13 protein-coding genes are annotated in these 16068 nt (G+C 63.1%); 7 read left to right on the top strand and 6 right to left on the bottom strand.

Annotated elements, in window-relative coordinates; translation table 11 throughout:
* The first annotated feature begins 79 nt into the window (after positions 1-79).
* The 5 genes from BM019_RS23725 (at position 80) to BM019_RS23700 (ending at position 8621) form a co-directional block, all read left to right on the top strand.
* Positions 80-3919, top strand: a complete 3840-nt coding sequence (locus tag BM019_RS23725; protein WP_092420738.1) for a sensor domain-containing protein — start codon at positions 80-82, stop codon at positions 3917-3919.
* Positions 3920-4155: 236 nt separating this feature from the next.
* Entirely contained in the window at positions 4156-5409 is a 1254-nt protein-coding gene (gene glyA, locus BM019_RS23720) for a serine hydroxymethyltransferase (RefSeq protein WP_009045723.1), read from the top strand.
* Between the two features lie 354 nt (positions 5410-5763).
* Positions 5764-7077: a C4-dicarboxylate transporter DctA gene (locus tag BM019_RS23710; protein WP_092420732.1), complete on the top strand. Its 1314-nt coding sequence runs from the start codon at positions 5764-5766 to the stop codon at positions 7075-7077.
* Between the two features lie 83 nt (positions 7078-7160).
* The gene (locus BM019_RS23705) at positions 7161-7865 is read left to right on the top strand and encodes a FadR/GntR family transcriptional regulator (RefSeq protein ID WP_053281003.1); all 705 of its coding nucleotides are present in this window, start codon (positions 7161-7163) and stop codon (positions 7863-7865) included.
* A gap of 45 nt (positions 7866-7910) precedes the next feature.
* Complete coding sequence (locus tag BM019_RS23700; RefSeq protein WP_092420730.1) at positions 7911-8621, top strand: GntR family transcriptional regulator; 711 nt, start codon at positions 7911-7913, stop codon at positions 8619-8621.
* Between the two features lie 113 nt (positions 8622-8734).
* Here BM019_RS23700 and yjiA read toward each other — a convergent pair whose 3' ends face one another.
* The 3 genes from yjiA to BM019_RS23685 all read right to left on the bottom strand — a co-directional run bounded on the left by yjiA (position 8735) and on the right by BM019_RS23685 (position 12137).
* On the bottom strand, positions 8735-9706 hold the full coding sequence (yjiA, locus tag BM019_RS23695) for a GTPase (RefSeq protein ID WP_092420727.1): 972 nt from the start codon (positions 9704-9706) through the stop codon (positions 8735-8737).
* Between the two features lie 151 nt (positions 9707-9857).
* Positions 9858-10055, bottom strand: a complete 198-nt coding sequence (locus BM019_RS23690; protein WP_007930039.1) for a YbdD/YjiX family protein — start codon at positions 10053-10055, stop codon at positions 9858-9860.
* Positions 10056-10070: 15 nt separating this feature from the next.
* On the bottom strand, positions 10071-12137 hold the full coding sequence (locus BM019_RS23685) for a carbon starvation CstA family protein (RefSeq protein ID WP_009045728.1): 2067 nt from the start codon (positions 12135-12137) through the stop codon (positions 10071-10073).
* Positions 12138-12347: 210 nt separating this feature from the next.
* Between BM019_RS23685 and BM019_RS23680 the strand changes: the two genes are divergently transcribed.
* Together BM019_RS23680 and BM019_RS23675 are read left to right on the top strand one after the other, a co-directional pair.
* On the top strand, positions 12348-12809 hold the full coding sequence (locus BM019_RS23680; protein ID WP_092420723.1) for a methyltransferase family protein: 462 nt from the start codon (positions 12348-12350) through the stop codon (positions 12807-12809).
* A 53-nt stretch (positions 12810-12862) separates the two neighbouring features.
* Positions 12863-13231, top strand: a complete 369-nt coding sequence (locus BM019_RS23675) for a PilZ domain-containing protein (RefSeq protein WP_007930036.1) — start codon at positions 12863-12865, stop codon at positions 13229-13231.
* Between the two features lie 25 nt (positions 13232-13256).
* Here BM019_RS23675 and BM019_RS23670 read toward each other — a convergent pair whose 3' ends face one another.
* From BM019_RS23670 to BM019_RS23660, 3 genes are read right to left on the bottom strand one after another with little or no spacing between them, the layout of a single operon-like run.
* Entirely contained in the window at positions 13257-13985 is a 729-nt protein-coding gene (locus BM019_RS23670; protein ID WP_092420720.1) for a hypothetical protein, read from the bottom strand.
* A 24-nt stretch (positions 13986-14009) separates the two neighbouring features.
* The gene (gene radA / locus BM019_RS23665) at positions 14010-15377 is read right to left on the bottom strand and encodes a DNA repair protein RadA (RefSeq protein WP_007930034.1); all 1368 of its coding nucleotides are present in this window, start codon (positions 15375-15377) and stop codon (positions 14010-14012) included.
* 45 nt (positions 15378-15422) lie between these two features.
* Positions 15423-15971: an ankyrin repeat domain-containing protein gene (locus tag BM019_RS23660; RefSeq protein WP_009045731.1), complete on the bottom strand. Its 549-nt coding sequence runs from the start codon at positions 15969-15971 to the stop codon at positions 15423-15425.
* Positions 15972-16068 lie beyond the last annotated feature (97 nt).

The raw sequence follows: 16068 nt of genomic DNA, 5'->3' as shown, positions 1-16068 counted from the left end.
CAAGGCATGCTAGCCGCCCTTCGGGCGTCCGGCTTATAGTGCACGTCGCGCCAGTCCAGCCAAACCGCAGGATCACAGTTTGTCCAATGCCACTCCGCCCTTTTCCCTGCGCGCACCTGCACCTGCGTCCGGCTCGCCCCTGCGCGGCACCGTGAAAGGCGTGCTGGCGACCCTGGTCCTGCTGCTGCTCGCCCTGCTGTTCTGGCAACTGCTCGACCAACTGCAACAGACCCGCAAAGACCAGCGTCAACATGCGATCGACTACAACGCCGACCTGGCCGAGCACATCAGCCTCAACCTGGCACTCAATGCGCAGATCGCCCTCAACCTGCTGCCGATCGTCGAGCCGCCCCAGAATGCCGAACAGCAACAACTGCTGCTGAAAAAGCTGCAGCTGTCCCTGCCCGACCTGCAAAGCATCGCGCTGCTGGATGCCAAGGGCCAGCTCATCAGCGACAGTGGTGCCGATGGCCAGGACGCCGCATGGCTCGCCGAGCTGACCAGCCGTAGCCGAGGCCAGCGCTATTACTACAGCAACGCCACCAACGGCGCGCTGGTACAGCTGCTGTTGCACCAGCCCAGCGGCGCCCTCAAGAGTTACTGGGTGCTGCGCCTGGCACCGTCTTTCGTCCAGTCCCTGGAGCCCAGTCCCGACCAGGGCTTTCACCCGACCTGGGTCATTGAAAACCGCCTGAACCAGAAAACCCTCAGTCGCGACGACGGCAGCAGCACCCCGGTGAGCACCGACGACATCGCCAACAGCGTGCTGGTCGCGCCACTGGGCAATAGCGACTGGCAATTGCGCGGCCTGTTCGACGAGCGCGCGGTGATCGAGCAACTGTTGCCGGCGTTTATCGCCAAATGCCTGCTGGGGCTGGCGTTTTCCCTGTTGCCGGTAATCGCGTTGCTGAACATGCGCCGCCGCCAGCGTCAGTTGCACGAAGGGCGTCGGCGCTATCAGGATATTTTCGAAGGCACCGGGGTCGCTCTCTGTGTCCTGGATATCTCCGGGCTGCCGGCATTTCTCGACAAGGCGCAACTGCACGACAGCGAACAGCTCAAGGCCTGGCTGGAGCACAACCCACAGCAGCGCCAGCTGCTGCTTGAAGAACTGCGCGTCACCGAGGTCAATCAGGTGGCCCTGCGGCTGCTCAACGTCGACTCCTGCGAGCAGGCCTGGAAACTGCTGATCGAAGGCAGCCCGCTCCACAGCAGCGCCATCGGCAATCAGCTGCTGGAGACCGTGATCAACCAGCACAAACAGCTGGAACTGGAAATCCGCCTCAGCGACGCCCAGGGCCACGACCAGCATCTGTGGCTGGTCCTGCGCCTGCCGGAAGACCCCTCCGACTATCGCGCGGTGATCCTCAGCATCAGCGACATCACCAGCCGCAAGCTTATCGAGCTGTCGCTGCTGGAGCGCGAGGGTTTCTGGTCGGATGTGGTGCGCACCGTGCCGGACCACCTGTATGTGCAGGACGTCATCAGCCAGCGGATGATCTTCAGCAACCATCACCTGGGCCAGACCCTGGGCTACAACAAGACCGAACTGCACCAGATGGGCGAGTATTTCTGGGAAATCCTCCTGCACCCGGAAGACGCCGACCTCTATCACCGCCTGCGCCAGGAACAGCGGCATGCCGGCTACCTGCAGTTGCTGCAGTGCCATTTGCGCTTTCGCCACCGCAGCGGCCAATGGCGCTGTTTCGACATCCGCGAACAGGCCCTGGCGCGGGACAAGTACGACCAGGTCACGCGCATCATCGGCGTGGCCAAGGACATCACCGACCAGATCGAGGCCAGCGAATCCCTGCGCGACAGCGAACGACGCTATCGCATGCTCGCCGAAAGCATCAGCGACGTGATTTTCTCCACCGACAGTAAGATGGCCCTCAACTATGTCAGCCCCTCGGTGCAGTCGGTACTGGGTTATGACGCGGAGTGGATCTTCCAGAACGGCTGGCAATCGACCATCGCCAACCCGCAACAACTGACCGGCATCTATGCCCTGATGGAGCGGGTCAGCAAGGCCCTGGACAAACCCGAGCAACTGGCGCGATTGCGCAACCAGGTGCAGACCCAGTTGTTCCTGTTCGACTGCCTGCGGGCCGACGGGCGCAAGATTCCGATCGAGTTGCGCCTGGTGCTGGTGTGGGACGAACTCGGCGCTTTCGAAGGCGTGCTCGGGGTCGGCCGCGATATCAGCCAGCAGCGTCGCGCGGAAAAAGACCTGCGCATGGCGGCCACGGTATTCGAGCACTCGACCTCGGCGATCCTGATCACCGACCCCGCGGGCTACATCGTCCAGGCCAACGAGGCCTTCAGCCGGGTCAGTGGTTACGCGGTGTCCCAGGTGCTCGACCAGTTGCCGAACATGCTCACCGTCGACGAACAGCAGGAAGCCCACCTGCGCTATGTGCTCAAGCAGCTGCACCAGCACAGCACCTGGGAAGGCGAGGTCTGGCTCAAGCGGCGCAACGGCGAGCACTATCCGGCCTGGGTCGGCATCACCGCGGTGCTCGATGACGAAGGCGACCTGGCCAGCTACGTGTGTTTCTTCACCGACATCAGCGAACGCAAGGCCAGCGAGCAGCGCATTCACCGCCTGGCCTACTACGACGCCCTGACCCACCTGCCCAACCGCACCCTGTTCCAGGACCGCCTGCATACCGCCCTGCAATCGGCGGAGCGGCAGAAGTCCTGGGTGGTGCTGATGTTCCTCGACCTGGACCGTTTCAAGCCGATCAACGACTCCCTGGGCCACGCCGCGGGCGACCGCATGCTCAAGGAAATGGCCACCCGCCTGCTCGATTGCGTCGACGATGACGACACCGTGGCGCGCATGGGCGGCGATGAGTTCACCCTGCTCCTGCAACCGCGGACCAGCCGCGAGATCGCCCTGAACCGGGCGATCCACGTCGCCGAACAGATTCTCGCCAGCCTGGTGAAGCCGTTCGTGCTCGAAGGCCGTGAGTTCTTCGTCACCGCCAGTATCGGCATCGCCCTGAGCCCGCAGGATGGCAACGAACTGAGCCAGCTGATGAAAAACGCCGACACCGCGATGTACCACGCCAAGGAGCGCGGCAAGAACAACTTCCAGTTCTACCAGGCCGACATGAACGCCAGCGCCCTGGAACGCCTGGAGCTGGAAAGCGACCTGCGCCACGCCCTGGAACAGCAGGAATTCATCCTCTACTACCAGCCGCAGTTCAGCGGCGACGGCAAGCGCCTGACCGGCGCCGAGGCCCTGCTGCGCTGGCGCCATCCGCGACGCGGGCTGGTACCGCCGGGGGACTTCATCCCGGTGCTCGAAGAACTGGGACTGGTGGTGGATGTCGGCGACTGGGTCATCAGCGAAGCCTGCCGCCAGCTCAAGGCATGGCACCAGGCCAAGGTCCGGGTGCCGAAGGTCTCGGTGAACATCTCGGCCCGCCAGTTCTCCGATGGCCAGCTGGGCATGCGGATCGCCACCATCCTCAAGGACACCGGCCTGCCGCCGGCCTGCCTGGAGCTGGAACTGACCGAAAGTATCCTGATGCGCGAAGTCAGCGAGGCGATGCAGATCCTCGACGGCCTGAAGAACCTCGGCCTGAGCATCGCAGTCGACGACTTCGGCACCGGTTATTCATCGCTGAACTACCTCAAGCAGTTCCCCATCGATGTCTTGAAGATCGACCGCACCTTCGTCGACGGCCTGCCGTCCGGCGAGCAGGACGCGCAGATCGCCCGCGCCATCATCGCCATGGCCCACAGCCTGAACCTGGCGGTGATCGCCGAGGGCGTGGAAACCCATGAGCAACTGGACTTCCTGCGCGAACACGGCTGCGACGAAGTCCAGGGTTACCTGTTCGGCCGGCCGATGCCGGCCAACAGCTTCGAAGGGCAGTTCAGCAACGACGCGCTGTTCATGTTCGATTGATCAACCTCGCCTTCCCTGTAGCCGCTGCCGCAGGCTGCGATAAGGCCGAAGGCCTTCAGTGGCCTCAAGAGCACGACCACTGCGTGGTCGATCGCAGCCTGCGGCAGCGGCTACAGGACTCAGCCTGGGCAGCTCATGAACACCACTTGTCTGCGACATGATGTCCTTTCATATGCCATCTAAAACCCGTTGGGTTAGAATGCCCCCCTTTTCTGCCCCGATCCTTGAGGACCGCCATGTTCAGCCGTGATTTGACTATTGCCAAGTACGACGCCGATCTCTTTGCCGCCATGGAGCAAGAAGCTCAGCGCCAGGAAGAGCACATTGAGCTGATCGCTTCGGAAAACTACACCAGCCCTGCGGTGATGGAAGCTCAAGGCTCGGTGCTGACCAACAAATACGCCGAAGGTTACCCAGGCAAGCGTTACTACGGCGGCTGCGAATACGTCGACGTGGTTGAGCAGCTTGCAATTGACAGAGCCAAGGAGCTGTTCGGCGCCGACTACGCCAACGTCCAGCCGCACGCCGGTTCGCAAGCCAACGCCGCCGTTTACCTGGCGCTGCTGTCGGCTGGCGATACCATCCTGGGCATGAGCCTGGCCCACGGCGGTCACCTGACCCACGGCGCCAGCGTTTCCTCCTCCGGCAAGCTGTACAACGCCATCCAGTACGGCATCGATGCCAACGGCCTGATCGACTACGACGAAGTCGAGCGCCTGGCGGTCGAGCACAAGCCGAAAATGATCGTGGCCGGTTTCTCTGCCTACTCGCAGATCCTGGACTTCCCACGTTTCCGCGCAATCGCCGACAAGGTCGGTGCCTACCTCTTTGTTGATATGGCTCACGTTGCGGGACTGGTCGCCGCTGGCGTCTACCCGAACCCGGTGCCTTTCGCCGACGTCGTGACCACCACCACCCACAAGACCCTGCGCGGCCCACGTGGCGGCCTGATCCTGGCGCGCGCCAACGCCGACATCGAGAAGAAGCTGAACTCCGCGGTATTCCCGGGTGCCCAGGGCGGCCCGCTGGAGCACGTGATCGCGGCCAAGGCGATCTGCTTCAAGGAAGCGCTGCAGCCTGAATTCAAGGCCTACCAGCAACAAGTGGTGAAGAACGCCCAGGCCATGGCCGGCGTGTTCATCGAGCGCGGTTTCGACGTGGTTTCCGGCGGTACGCAGAACCACCTGTTCCTGCTGTCGCTGATCAAGCAGGAAATCTCCGGTAAAGACGCCGACGCCGCTCTGGGCAAGGCTTTCATCACCGTGAACAAGAACTCCGTGCCAAACGACCCACGCTCCCCATTCGTCACCTCCGGCCTGCGCTTCGGTACTCCAGCCGTGACCACTCGCGGCTTCAAGGAAGCCGAGTGCAAGGAACTGGCGGGCTGGATCTGCGACATCCTGGCCGACCTGAACAACGAAGCGGTGATCGACGCCGTTCGTGAGAAAGTCAAAGCCATCTGCAAGAAGCTGCCGGTATACGGCGCTTAATTAGCAGAGCGTTACCTGAAAAGCCCGGCCTTCGCGCCGGGCTTTTTTTCGTCCGCAAATTGCCTGGCCCGGGACCTGTAGCCGCTGCCGCAGGCTGCGATCGGCCGGCACGGCCCTGACACTCTGAAGATCGCAGGAAGGCCTTCGGCCTTATCGCAGCCTTCGGCAGCGGCTACACAACCAGCACCACTGGTCAGACCGGTCATGCCAATTTTCGGATTTACCCTTGTATTCGCGGGAAACTCGGGCATAGACTGCGCCTGCACTGGACATACCGGTAAGACCACAATAATTAAGTCCCGAATCTGATGCGCTCCGCGCACGGCAGCCGGGACACCGACCAGGATTCCCCTCATGCTCAGATGGTGCTCGCGTTCGATTTTCCTCCAGGTAGTCCTCGGACTGATGCTCGGCATCGTGTGCGGACTGACACTCCCCGAATACTCCTCGCAACTCAAGCCACTGGGCGACGCCTTTATCAAGCTGATCAAGATGCTGATCGGCCTGATCGTCTTCTGCGTGGTGGTCAGCGGCATCTCCGGCGCCGGCGACCTGAAAAAGGTCGGACGCATCGGGCTCAAATCGGTCATCTACTTCGAAGTCCTGACCACCATCGCCCTGGTGATCGGCCTGGTCTTCGCCTTCACCACTGGCATCGGCAGCGGCGCCAATATCCATCTGGAACAGCTGTCCGCCGCCGACATGGGCGACATCGCCCAACGCAGCCAGCACATGCACGGCACCTCCCAGTTCCTGATGGGGCTGATCCCCAACTCGGTACTGGGCGCCTTCGCCGAAAACAACATCCTGCAGGTACTGCTGTTCTCCGTGCTGTTCGGCAGCGCGTTGAACCTGGTGGGCGAAGCCGCTTCCGGCATCTCGCGGCTGATCAACGAACTCAGCCACATCATCTTCCGCATCATGGGCATGATCGTGCGCCTGGCGCCGATCGGCGTGTTCGGCGCCATCGCCTTCACCACCAGCAAATACGGCCTGGACTCGCTGCAGCACCTGGGCAGCCTGGTGGGCCTGTTCTACCTGACCTGCTTCGCCTTCGTGGCGGTGATTCTCGGGCTGGTCATGCGCTGTTCCGGCCTGCGCATGCTGCCGTTCCTCAAATACCTGCGCGAAGAGCTGCTGATCGTCCTCGGCACCGCCTCCTCCGACGCCGTACTGCCACAGATCATGCGCAAACTGGAGCACCTGGGCATCGGCAGCTCCACAGTCGGCCTGGTCATCCCGACGGGCTACTCGTTCAACCTCGACGGGTTCTCGATCTACCTGACCCTGGCCATCGTCTTCATCGCCAATGCCACCGGTACGCCGCTGTCGATGTCCGACCTGCTGACCATCCTGCTGGTGTCGCTGATCACCTCCAAAGGCGCCCACGGGATTCCCGGTTCGGCGCTGGTGATCCTGGCCGCCACCCTGACGGCGATCCCGGCCATCCCGGTGGTGGGCCTGGTGCTGGTGCTGGCGGTGGACTGGTTCATGGGCATCGGCCGGGCGCTGACCAACCTGATCGGCAACTGCGTCGCCACCGTGGCGATCGCCCGCTGGGAAAAAGACATCGATATTCAACGGGCCAACAAAGTCCTGAGCGGCCAGCAGGGCTATGGTTTCCAGCCGCGAAAACCGCTGCCCGGCGCGCAGCAGCAGGAGTTCTGAGGCATGCCTTGTGCCTCTCGCCGGCAGGCACAACAATCAGCGCCTGCCATGGGCCTCATCCGCCATATTCCAGGGAGTGAACAGTGATCACCTCGTCAACGGTTGTAAATTCAGTGGTAGAAAAGCTGCGGGCGGCCTTGGCCCGTGGCCAATGGCGCTCCGGCGACATGCTGCCGGGACAACGTGAATTGGCCGAGCAACTGGGCATCAGCCGCCCGAGCCTGCGCGAGGCGGTGACTGTTCTGGAAACCCTGGGCCTGGTGCGCTCCATGCCCGGCAAAGGCGTGGTGGTGCTGGAGGCCAGCCTCAATGAACAACCGGCCAGCGACAGCGGCGTGGCGGGCGCCAGCCTCGAGGACGTGCTGCAACTGCGCTACACCCTCGAGCCATTCATCGTCGGCCTGGTGGCGCAGTCCATCAGCAGCAAGGAAGTGGGCCAACTGCGCCTGACCCTGATGGACATGCGCGAAGCCCTGGACGCCAACGACAGCGAAGCCGGGATGAACGCCTACATCGCCTTCCATGAAGAGCTGTTCACCCTGACCTCCAACCCGATCTTCCAGAACGTGGTGCAGCAGACCAGCAACGCCCTCAAGCAGAGCGCTGAGATCCTGCGCAACTCGCCGGAGCACCTGGCCGAACGCCTGGAAGAAAACGAAGCGGTGGTCCGGGCGATCCGCAACAAGAACAGCGCGCTGGCCAGTGCCGAAATGCGCCGGCACATCCTCAAGGAAGGCCAGCGCATGGGCATCGAGCTGAACATCCCGGACGACCATCTGGGCAACTAAGCCGCACCAACACCTTCGTATCGGTAACCGGACTGGAGACAGGCCATGGCCAGCTACGCCTTGAACAAACTTGCATTCCCCCTCCCCGCTGCCCTGCCACGGCGCCGCAGCGGCGAGAAAAAACTGCTGGTCGACGATGTCTACCCGCAGATTTTCGATGCCATTCTCGAACAACGCATCGCCCCTGCCAGTCGGTTCACCGAGGACAGCCTCGGCGAAGTGTTCGGGGTCAGTCGCAGCATCATTCGCCAGGTCCTGGCGCGTTTGTCCCATCAACAAGTGATCATCCTGCGACCCAACCACCGGCCTCAGGTGGCAGCACCGGACCATGAACAGACGCGGCAGATCCTGCACGCCCGCCGCCTGACGGAAATCACCCTGGTCAGGCTCGCCTGCCAGCAACCGGCACCGCGCAACCTCGAGCGTCTGCGGGAGCTGATCGCCGCTGAGCGCGACTGCATCGACCGCGGCTTGCGTGGCCCGGCGATCCGCCTGTCCGGCGAATTCCACCTGCAATTGGCCGAGGTGGCCGGCAACGCGCCGCTGGCGCATTTCCTCGGCAGCCTGGTGCCGCTGACGTCATTGGCGATTGCCCACCATGAAACCCGCGCCTGCAGCCATTGCGCCTGGCAAGAGCACGCGGCGATTGTCGATGCCATCGAAGACGGTGACGTAAAGGCCGCAGTCGCCTTGATGACCGGGCACCTGGATCACCTGGAGGAAAGGCTGCTCAAGGCCAGTGCAGGATCGAAATAACACGCTGAGCCTGAGATCGTTTCGCGAGCAAGCTCGCTCCTACAGGTTTTCCATGTCCCCCATGTAGGAGCGAGCTTGCTCGCGATAACGCCAGTACAGACACTACAACGCCCCTACTGCGCCGCCATCCGGGCGAACCCGGCACGGATCTTCTCTTCCGGCAGATCGTCGGCAATAAACACAATCACGCTCTCCCGTGTCTCGCCTTCGGCCCATTCGGTATCCCAGTCGAAACCGTACAGCTTGAGCACACCCTGGAACACCAGGCGCCGTGGCTCGCCGGCAATGTTCAGCACGCCCTTGTAGCGCAGCAGTTGCTTGCCGTGTTCTTCCAGCAGCTCGTTCATGAACTCGCTGAGCCGGTCGATATCCAGCGGCGCGTCGGTGCGCAGCACCAGGCTGGAAATACGATCGATGGAGGGCGCCTTACTCACCGGACGCAGGCTGACACCGCCGCCCAGGTCGGCATTCAGGTTGAAGCCTCGCACATCCAGCAGTTCGGCCAAATCGATGCGCCCATGCTCGACCACACGGATCGGCGCACGGCGGTTGATCCGGGTCAGGCGCTCGCTCAGCGCATTGAAGGTCTGCTCGTCCACCAGGTCGCGCTTGCTCACCAGCAAGCGGTCGGCAAAGCCGATCTGGGCCTGGGCGATGGTCTGGGTCAGGTGGTGCTCGGCGTGCTTGGCGTCCACCAGGGTGATGATGCCGTCGAGGATATAGCGCTCGCGCAGCTCTTCGTCGATGAAGAAGGTCTGGGCCACGGGCGCGGGGTCGGCCAGCCCGGTGCATTCGATCACCAGCCGGTCGAAGGCAATCTCGCCGCTGTCCAGCCGTTCCAGCAACAGGTACAGCGCCTTGGTCAGATCGGTGTGGATGGTGCAGCAGACGCAGCCATTGGACAGCGTCATCACTTGTACCGGCTCGGCGCCCAGCAACTGGGTGTCGATGCCTGCATCGCTGAATTCGTTTTCGATCACGGCGATTTTCAGGCCGTGCTCGGCCTTGAGCAGGTGACGCAACAAGGTGGTCTTGCCGGCGCCGAGGAAGCCGCTGAGAACGGTGACGGGGATTGGAGAGGACAAAAGCGGTTCTCCTGAAAGAATGGGAACGCAAAAACAACTGTAGGAGCGAGCTTGCTCGCGAAGAACTCAAGGACACCGCGTGCGTTCAGAATGAACTCGGCGTCTTTACGTTTTTCGCGAGCACGCTCGCTCCTACAGAGGGACTAACGAATCAACAGCATTTGGGCCCGGCTTTGCCGCCGTACCGTGCTTCCTGGCGTTCCCGGAAGAACGCCTCGTACGACATCACCGGCTTGTCCGGGTGCTTGGTCTGCATATGCTCGACGTAGTTGTCGTAGTCGGGCATGCCGACCATCAGGCGCGCGGCCTGACCGAGGTATTTACCGAGGCGACTCAGGTCATTGAACACGATTGCAGTCCTCGATCAAGCATCTGGCAGTGCATGGAATGGCGATTCTTTATCCGTGCGTTCTTTTTTACCCCAGGCGGAAATACCCACCTTGAGTGCATAGAACAGGATGCTGAATACCACCAGCAGGAACAGCACCGTCAGCGTGGCGTTGGTGTAGGCGTTGAAGATCACGTGCTGCATCTGCGTGATGTCCTTGGCCGGCGCGAGGATCTGACCATTGGCCAGGGCATCGCTGTACTTCTTGGCCAGGGCCAGGAAACCGACTGCCGGGTTGGCGTCGAACAGCTTGATGAGGCCCGCGGTGGTGGTGCAGATCAGCAGCCAGGCGGCTGGCAGCAGGGTCACCCAGATGTAGCGTTGACGCTTCATCTTGATCAGCACCACGGTGCCGAGCATCAGCGCGATACCCGCCAGCATCTGGTTGGAGATGCCGAACAGCGGCCACAGGGTGTTGATGCCACCCAGCGGATCGATCACGCCCTGGTACAGCAGGTAACCCCAGAGGGCCACGCAGCCCGCGGTGGCGATCAGGTTGGCGGTCCAGGACTCGGTGCGTTTCAGTGCCGGCACGAAGGAACCCAGCAGGTCCTGCAGCATGAAACGACCGGCACGGGTACCGGCGTCCACCGCGGTCAGGATGAACAGCGCTTCGAACAGGATCGCGAAGTGGTACCAGAACGCCATGGTGTTCTCGCCCGGCAGCACCGTGTGCAGGATCTGCGCGATACCGACCGCCAGGGTGGGCGCACCGCCGGCACGGGCCAGGATGGTGGTTTCACCGATGTCCTTGGCCACCGCTTGCAGGGCGTCCGGAGTGATGGCGAAGCCCCAGCTGCTGACCGTCTGCGCCACAGTGACCACGTCACCGCCTACGATGGCCGCTGGGCTGTTCATGGCGAAGTACACGCCAGGCTCGATCACCGAAGCAGCAACCATCGCCATGATGGCCACGAAGGACTCCATCAGCATGCCGCCGTAACCGATGTAACGGGCGTTGGTTTCGTTATCCAGCAGCTTCGGCGTGGTCCCGGAAGAGATCAGCGCGTGGAAGCCGGACACCGCGCCACAGGCGATGGTGATGAACAGGAACGGGAACAGGCCGCCTTTCCAGACCGGACCGGTGCCGTCGGTGAACTGGGTCAGCGCCGGCATTTTCAGCTCGGGCATGGTGATCAGAATGCCGATCGCCAGGGCGATGATGGTACCGATCTTGAGGAAGGTCGACAGGTAGTCGCGCGGCGCCAGGATCAGCCATACCGGCAGCACCGCGGCGACGAAACCGTAGCCGATCAGCATCCAGGTGATCTGTACGCCGGTGAAGGTGAAGGCCTTGGACCACACGGGATCCGCGGCAATCTGGCCCCCCAGCCAGATCGAGCCCAGCAGCAGGAGCACGCCGATGACGGAGATTTCACCGATGCGGCCCGGGCGGATGTAGCGCATGTAGACGCCCATGAACATCGCGATCGGGATGGTCGCCATCACCGTGAAAATGCCCCACGGGCTTTCGGCCAGGGCCTTGACCACGATCAGCGCCAGCACCGCGAGGATGATGATCATGATCAGGAAGCAGCCGAACAGCGCGATGGTCCCCGGGATCCGGCCCATTTCCTCACGAACCATGTCGCCCAGGGAACGGCCGTTGCGCCGGGTGGACATGAACAGGACCATGAAGTCCTGCACCGCCCCCGCCAGCACCACCCCGGCAATCAGCCAGAGCGTGCCGGGCAGGTAGCCCATCTGCGCCGCCAGCACCGGCCCCACCAGCGGGCCCGCGCCGGCGATGGCCGCGAAGTGGTGACCGAAGAGAATGTGCTTGTTGGTCGGAACATAGTCCAGACCGTCGTTGTTGAGCACGGCGGGGGTGGCCCGGCGCGCATCGAGCTGCATCACGTTGTTAGCGATGAACAGGCTGTAGTAACGGTATGCGACCAGATAGATGGCCACGGCAGCGACCACGATCCACAAGGCGTTGATCGCCTCGCCGCGGCGCAATGCCACTACGCCAAGGGCGCACGCTCCTACGATTGCCAGCACCAGCCAGGGTAAGTGGCGTAGCGGGCTATTATTATTTTTCATTTTATTATTCCAGCCAGGGTGGACAAGAAAGACAGCCATCCGGAGTTTAGCGCTACTGGCCCCAAAGGCCACCCCCCACGTTGGTCTAGAGCGTCCTTTTGAGTTTTTTCCTAGGTTTTGCACCGCCTCGGTGCAAGCGTTTGCGGAAGCACTGAACCACCCGAGCGAAAAAGCGGTCGCACCTTTAACGACTCGTCGCCTGGAGTGCCCATGCCCGCGCCGCCCAATAGACCGCCGTTGTCACCGCCGCTGCTGTATCTGCTGTTCCTGGTGGCGGCGCTGTCGCTTGCCGACGGTGTGCCCTTGCCGGTCCCGGTCAACGGCTGGCTGCGCACCCTGGCCCTGCTGTTGATTGTCGGCGGCCAGGGCCTGTCGTTCTGGGCGATGTGGCGTCTCAGGCAACGGCACACCACCACCAGCAATGCCGGCGAACCCCGGCGCCTGCTATGCGATGGCCCGTTCGCAATCTCACGCAACCCCATCAATCTCGGCGACACCCTGGGTTACTGCGCCATCGCCCTGTTGCTCGGCAGCCTGTGGCCATGGCTGCTGTTGCCGCTGCTGATTTACCTGATGAACCTGACGGTGATCCGGCCGGACGAGCACCATCTGCTGGAGTTGTTCGGCGACCGCTACCGTGACTATTGCCGCAAGGTGCGCCGCTGGCTGTAGCGGGTTGGGCAAACCCGGGTCTATAGTCATTTCACCATGCAGGGGGGCTGCTCATGAGCGAACACCATTCCGATCGTCGCCGTTTCAAACGCATCGCCTTCGATGCCCGTACCGAACTGAGCCAGGGTCCTTATCGCTGGTCCGTGCAGTTGGTCGATCTCTCGCTCAGGGGCATGCTGATCCAGCGCCCCGATCCCTGGCTGGGGGACGAAAGCCAGCCGTTCGAAGCCGATATCCATTTGAGCGATGACGCCGAAGTACGCATGGACGTGCGACTGGCGCACGACGATCACGGTCAGTTGGGCTTCGTCTGCCTGCATATAGACCTGGAGTCGATCGAACATCTGCGCCGGCTGATCGAACTGAATCTCGCCGACCCGCAGGAGCTGGAGCGCGAGCTGGGGGCGCTGCTGGAGGTTTGAGCGCCCGCCTCTTCCCGTCAGCCGTTCAGGGGAACGCCGAGGGCTCGGGGAATTCGCTTTCCATATCCCAATAACCGGGCTGTTGCCGACTGGCGGCGGTCCACTGCCCGTCCACCCAGCGATAAATCCGGTAGGTGGTCACAAAATCGTCACCCTCGCTGGCAGGCGCTGAAGACACCTGGGCGATCGACTCGGTAGCCCCCGATGCCGATGGAAGGATCTGCCAGGCCGCCTTGCCGGTCTGGGCCATCGCCAGCGGGTGCTGCTCCCCGTTTTCGTCCCGATACAGTACGGGCTCCAAGCGGCTTTGCGTCGGCGCCAGGATCCGCGTGGCCGGGCCGCTATAGCTGCCCATCGGGGCCGTCTGATCGACGGTGAGGAAAAACGCCGGGTATGGCAGGCCGCTGAGCGGCGCCTTCTCCACCTTCGCCAGCGGGTAGCCCAGGGACTGCTCGGCCAGCACTTCGCCGACCTCCGACACCAGGCGCACCCGAGCCTCCAGCTGCGGCTGGTGCTCGCTGTCCGTCGACTCGTCGAAGGTTTCCTCGTCCAGGCCGCTGCCCCAGCTCTGCGCATGCAATTGCGCGGTGATGCGCCGGTCTTCCAGGACCTCGAGCACCGTGCCGTCGCCGACCAGCAGTTCCTGGGCGATCCGATAGCCGTGCGGCGCATCTTCCTGGCTGGCCACAGCCAGGCCGCTGGCCCACAACAGCGTAAAACCAAGGGCGCCGAGGCCCGTTCCTGTCATCCGCATCAACTGCTTCCTTTCAGTAAGGGATCATTCGAACAGCGCATCCAGCGCCTGCTCCAGACGGGTTACCGCAATGATCCGCAGGCCCGGTGGAGGCTCTTTAGGGGCATTGCCCTTGGGCACGATGGCCCGTTTGAAGCCGTGCTTGGCCGCTTCCTTGAGGCGCTCCTGGCCGCTCGGCACCGGGCGCACTTCGCCGGACAGGCCGACTTCGCCGAACACCAGCAAGTCGTGGGGCAAGGGCCGATTGCGCAGGCTGGACATCACCGCCGCCATCAGCGCCAGGTCGGAGGCGGTTTCCAGCACCTTGACCCCGCCGACGACATTGAGGAACACATCCTGATCGTGGGTCGGAATGCCGCCGTGGCGGTGCAGTACCGCCAGCAGCATCGCCAGGCGGTTCTGGTCCAGGCCCAGGGTGACCCGCCGCGGATTGGCCAGGTGGCTGTCATCCACCAGCGCCTGGACTTCCACCAGCATCGGCCGGGTGCCTTCCCAGGTAGCCATGACCACACTGCCCGGGACTTCTTCCTGGGCACGGGTGAGAAAGATCGCCGAAGGATTGGAAACTTCTTTCAGGCCGCGGTCGGTCATGCCGAACACGCCCAGTTCGTTGACCGCGCCGAAACGGTTCTTCACCGCCCGCAGCAAGCGCAGGCGGCCGTCGGATTCACCTTCGAAATACAGCACGGTGTCGACCATGTGCTCGAGGACCCGCGGCCCGGCCAGCGCGCCCTCCTTGGTCACGTGACCCACCAGGAAGATCGCCGTGCCGCTCTGCTTGGCGTAGCGCACCAGCAGCGCCGCGCTCTCGCGCACCTGGGAAACACCGCCGGGGGCCGATTGCAGTTGCTCGGTGAAGATGGTCTGGATCGAGTCGATCACCATGACCTTGGGCTTCTCCTGCCGGGCCGTGGCGATGATGGTTTCGATACAGGTTTCGGTCATCACCCGCAGCTGGTCCTGGGGCAGGCCCAGGCGCCGGGCGCGCATCGCTACCTGTTGCTGCGATTCCTCGCCTGTGACGTAGAGCGCCGGCATGCGCGTGGCGATGTTGCACAAGGTCTGTAACAGAATGGTCGACTTGCCGATCCCCGGGTCGCCGCCGATCAGCACCACCGAACCGTCGACCAGGCCGCCACCGAGCACCCGGTCCAGTTCGCCGGAAGCCGTGGAAAAACGCGGGATCTCTTCGACGCTGACCTCGGCCAGGGTCTTGATCTGCGCCTGCTGCCCGGCCCAGCCGGTACGACCGCTAGGGGCCGCGGCACCGCCGCTTTCCACCATGGTTTCGGTCAGGGTGTTCCAGGCCCCGCATTCGCCGCACTGGCCGGCCCATTTGGGAAAGGTTGCGCCGCACTCGGTGCAGCCGTACATGCGCTTGGCCTTGGCCATCTGATCCCCCGGGCAAAACCCCGATGATAGCTCAGCTGGAGCGGATCAGCGCGGCGCCACCGTGCGGATTTCGCCCTCGGCCAGACGCGTGGCGCTGTTGCCCAGCGGATCTTCGGCATTCAGGTCGGCGCCCTTGGTCGCCAGGGCGTCGAGCAGTTCCACCCGCTTGAACAGCCCGGCGTACATCGCCGCCGTCTGGCCGGCGCCGTTGCGCTGGTCGGGATTGCAGTCGGTGGCCAGCAGGCGCCGGGCGATCTTCACTTCGCCCTTGAAAATGGCGCCCATCAGCGCCGTGTTGCCTCTTTTATCCTGCACGCAGGCGTCGGCACCGGCGGCCAGCAAACGCTCCACCGCCGGCCCCTGGCCGTGATATGCCGCGAGGATCAGGGCGGTATAGCCCTTCTCGTCCTGGGTATCGAGGGAATAACCGGCCTCGATAAAGGTATTGAGCATCTCGACGTCGCCGCGACGGGCCGCATCGAAGTAGTAATTCTCTAGCTGGACCTTGACCGCTACCGGGTCTGCGGGGGCCGGTTGCTGCGCATAAGCGCCCAGCGAGCAGGCGGCCAGCAGCAGCGAAATGAACAGGCGCATGGTGCGACTCCCTTGTCTCAACGATTCTGTAGGAGCGAGGCTTGCCCGCAATGACTTCAGCCCGGGCAAACGTTCGTCAGCTAGAACGCCATCACCG

It is taken from the genome of Pseudomonas sp. NFPP07 (assembly GCF_900115645.1).
Lineage (GTDB): Bacteria > Pseudomonadota > Gammaproteobacteria > Pseudomonadales > Pseudomonadaceae > Aquipseudomonas > Aquipseudomonas chlororaphis.
The sequence above is the reverse complement of the archived record's forward strand: the minus strand, read 5'-3'. Positions and strand labels throughout refer to the sequence as shown.

Coding starts and splice junctions, on each gene's coding strand:
- radA (WP_007930034.1), bottom strand. CDS start 15,377: ATGGCCAAGGCCAAGCGCATGTACGGCTGCACCGAGTGCGGCGCAACC.
- BM019_RS23710 (WP_092420732.1), top strand. CDS start 5,764: ATGCTCAGATGGTGCTCGCGTTCGATTTTCCTCCAGGTAGTCCTCGGA.
- BM019_RS23680 (WP_092420723.1), top strand. CDS start 12,348: ATGCCCGCGCCGCCCAATAGACCGCCGTTGTCACCGCCGCTGCTGTAT.
- glyA (WP_009045723.1), top strand. CDS start 4,156: ATGTTCAGCCGTGATTTGACTATTGCCAAGTACGACGCCGATCTCTTT.
- BM019_RS23700 (WP_092420730.1), top strand. CDS start 7,911: ATGGCCAGCTACGCCTTGAACAAACTTGCATTCCCCCTCCCCGCTGCC.
- BM019_RS23675 (WP_007930036.1), top strand. CDS start 12,863: ATGAGCGAACACCATTCCGATCGTCGCCGTTTCAAACGCATCGCCTTC.
- BM019_RS23660 (WP_009045731.1), bottom strand. CDS start 15,971: ATGCGCCTGTTCATTTCGCTGCTGCTGGCCGCCTGCTCGCTGGGCGCT.
- BM019_RS23685 (WP_009045728.1), bottom strand. CDS start 12,137: ATGAAAAATAATAATAGCCCGCTACGCCACTTACCCTGGCTGGTGCTG.
- BM019_RS23670 (WP_092420720.1), bottom strand. CDS start 13,985: ATGCGGATGACAGGAACGGGCCTCGGCGCCCTTGGTTTTACGCTGTTG.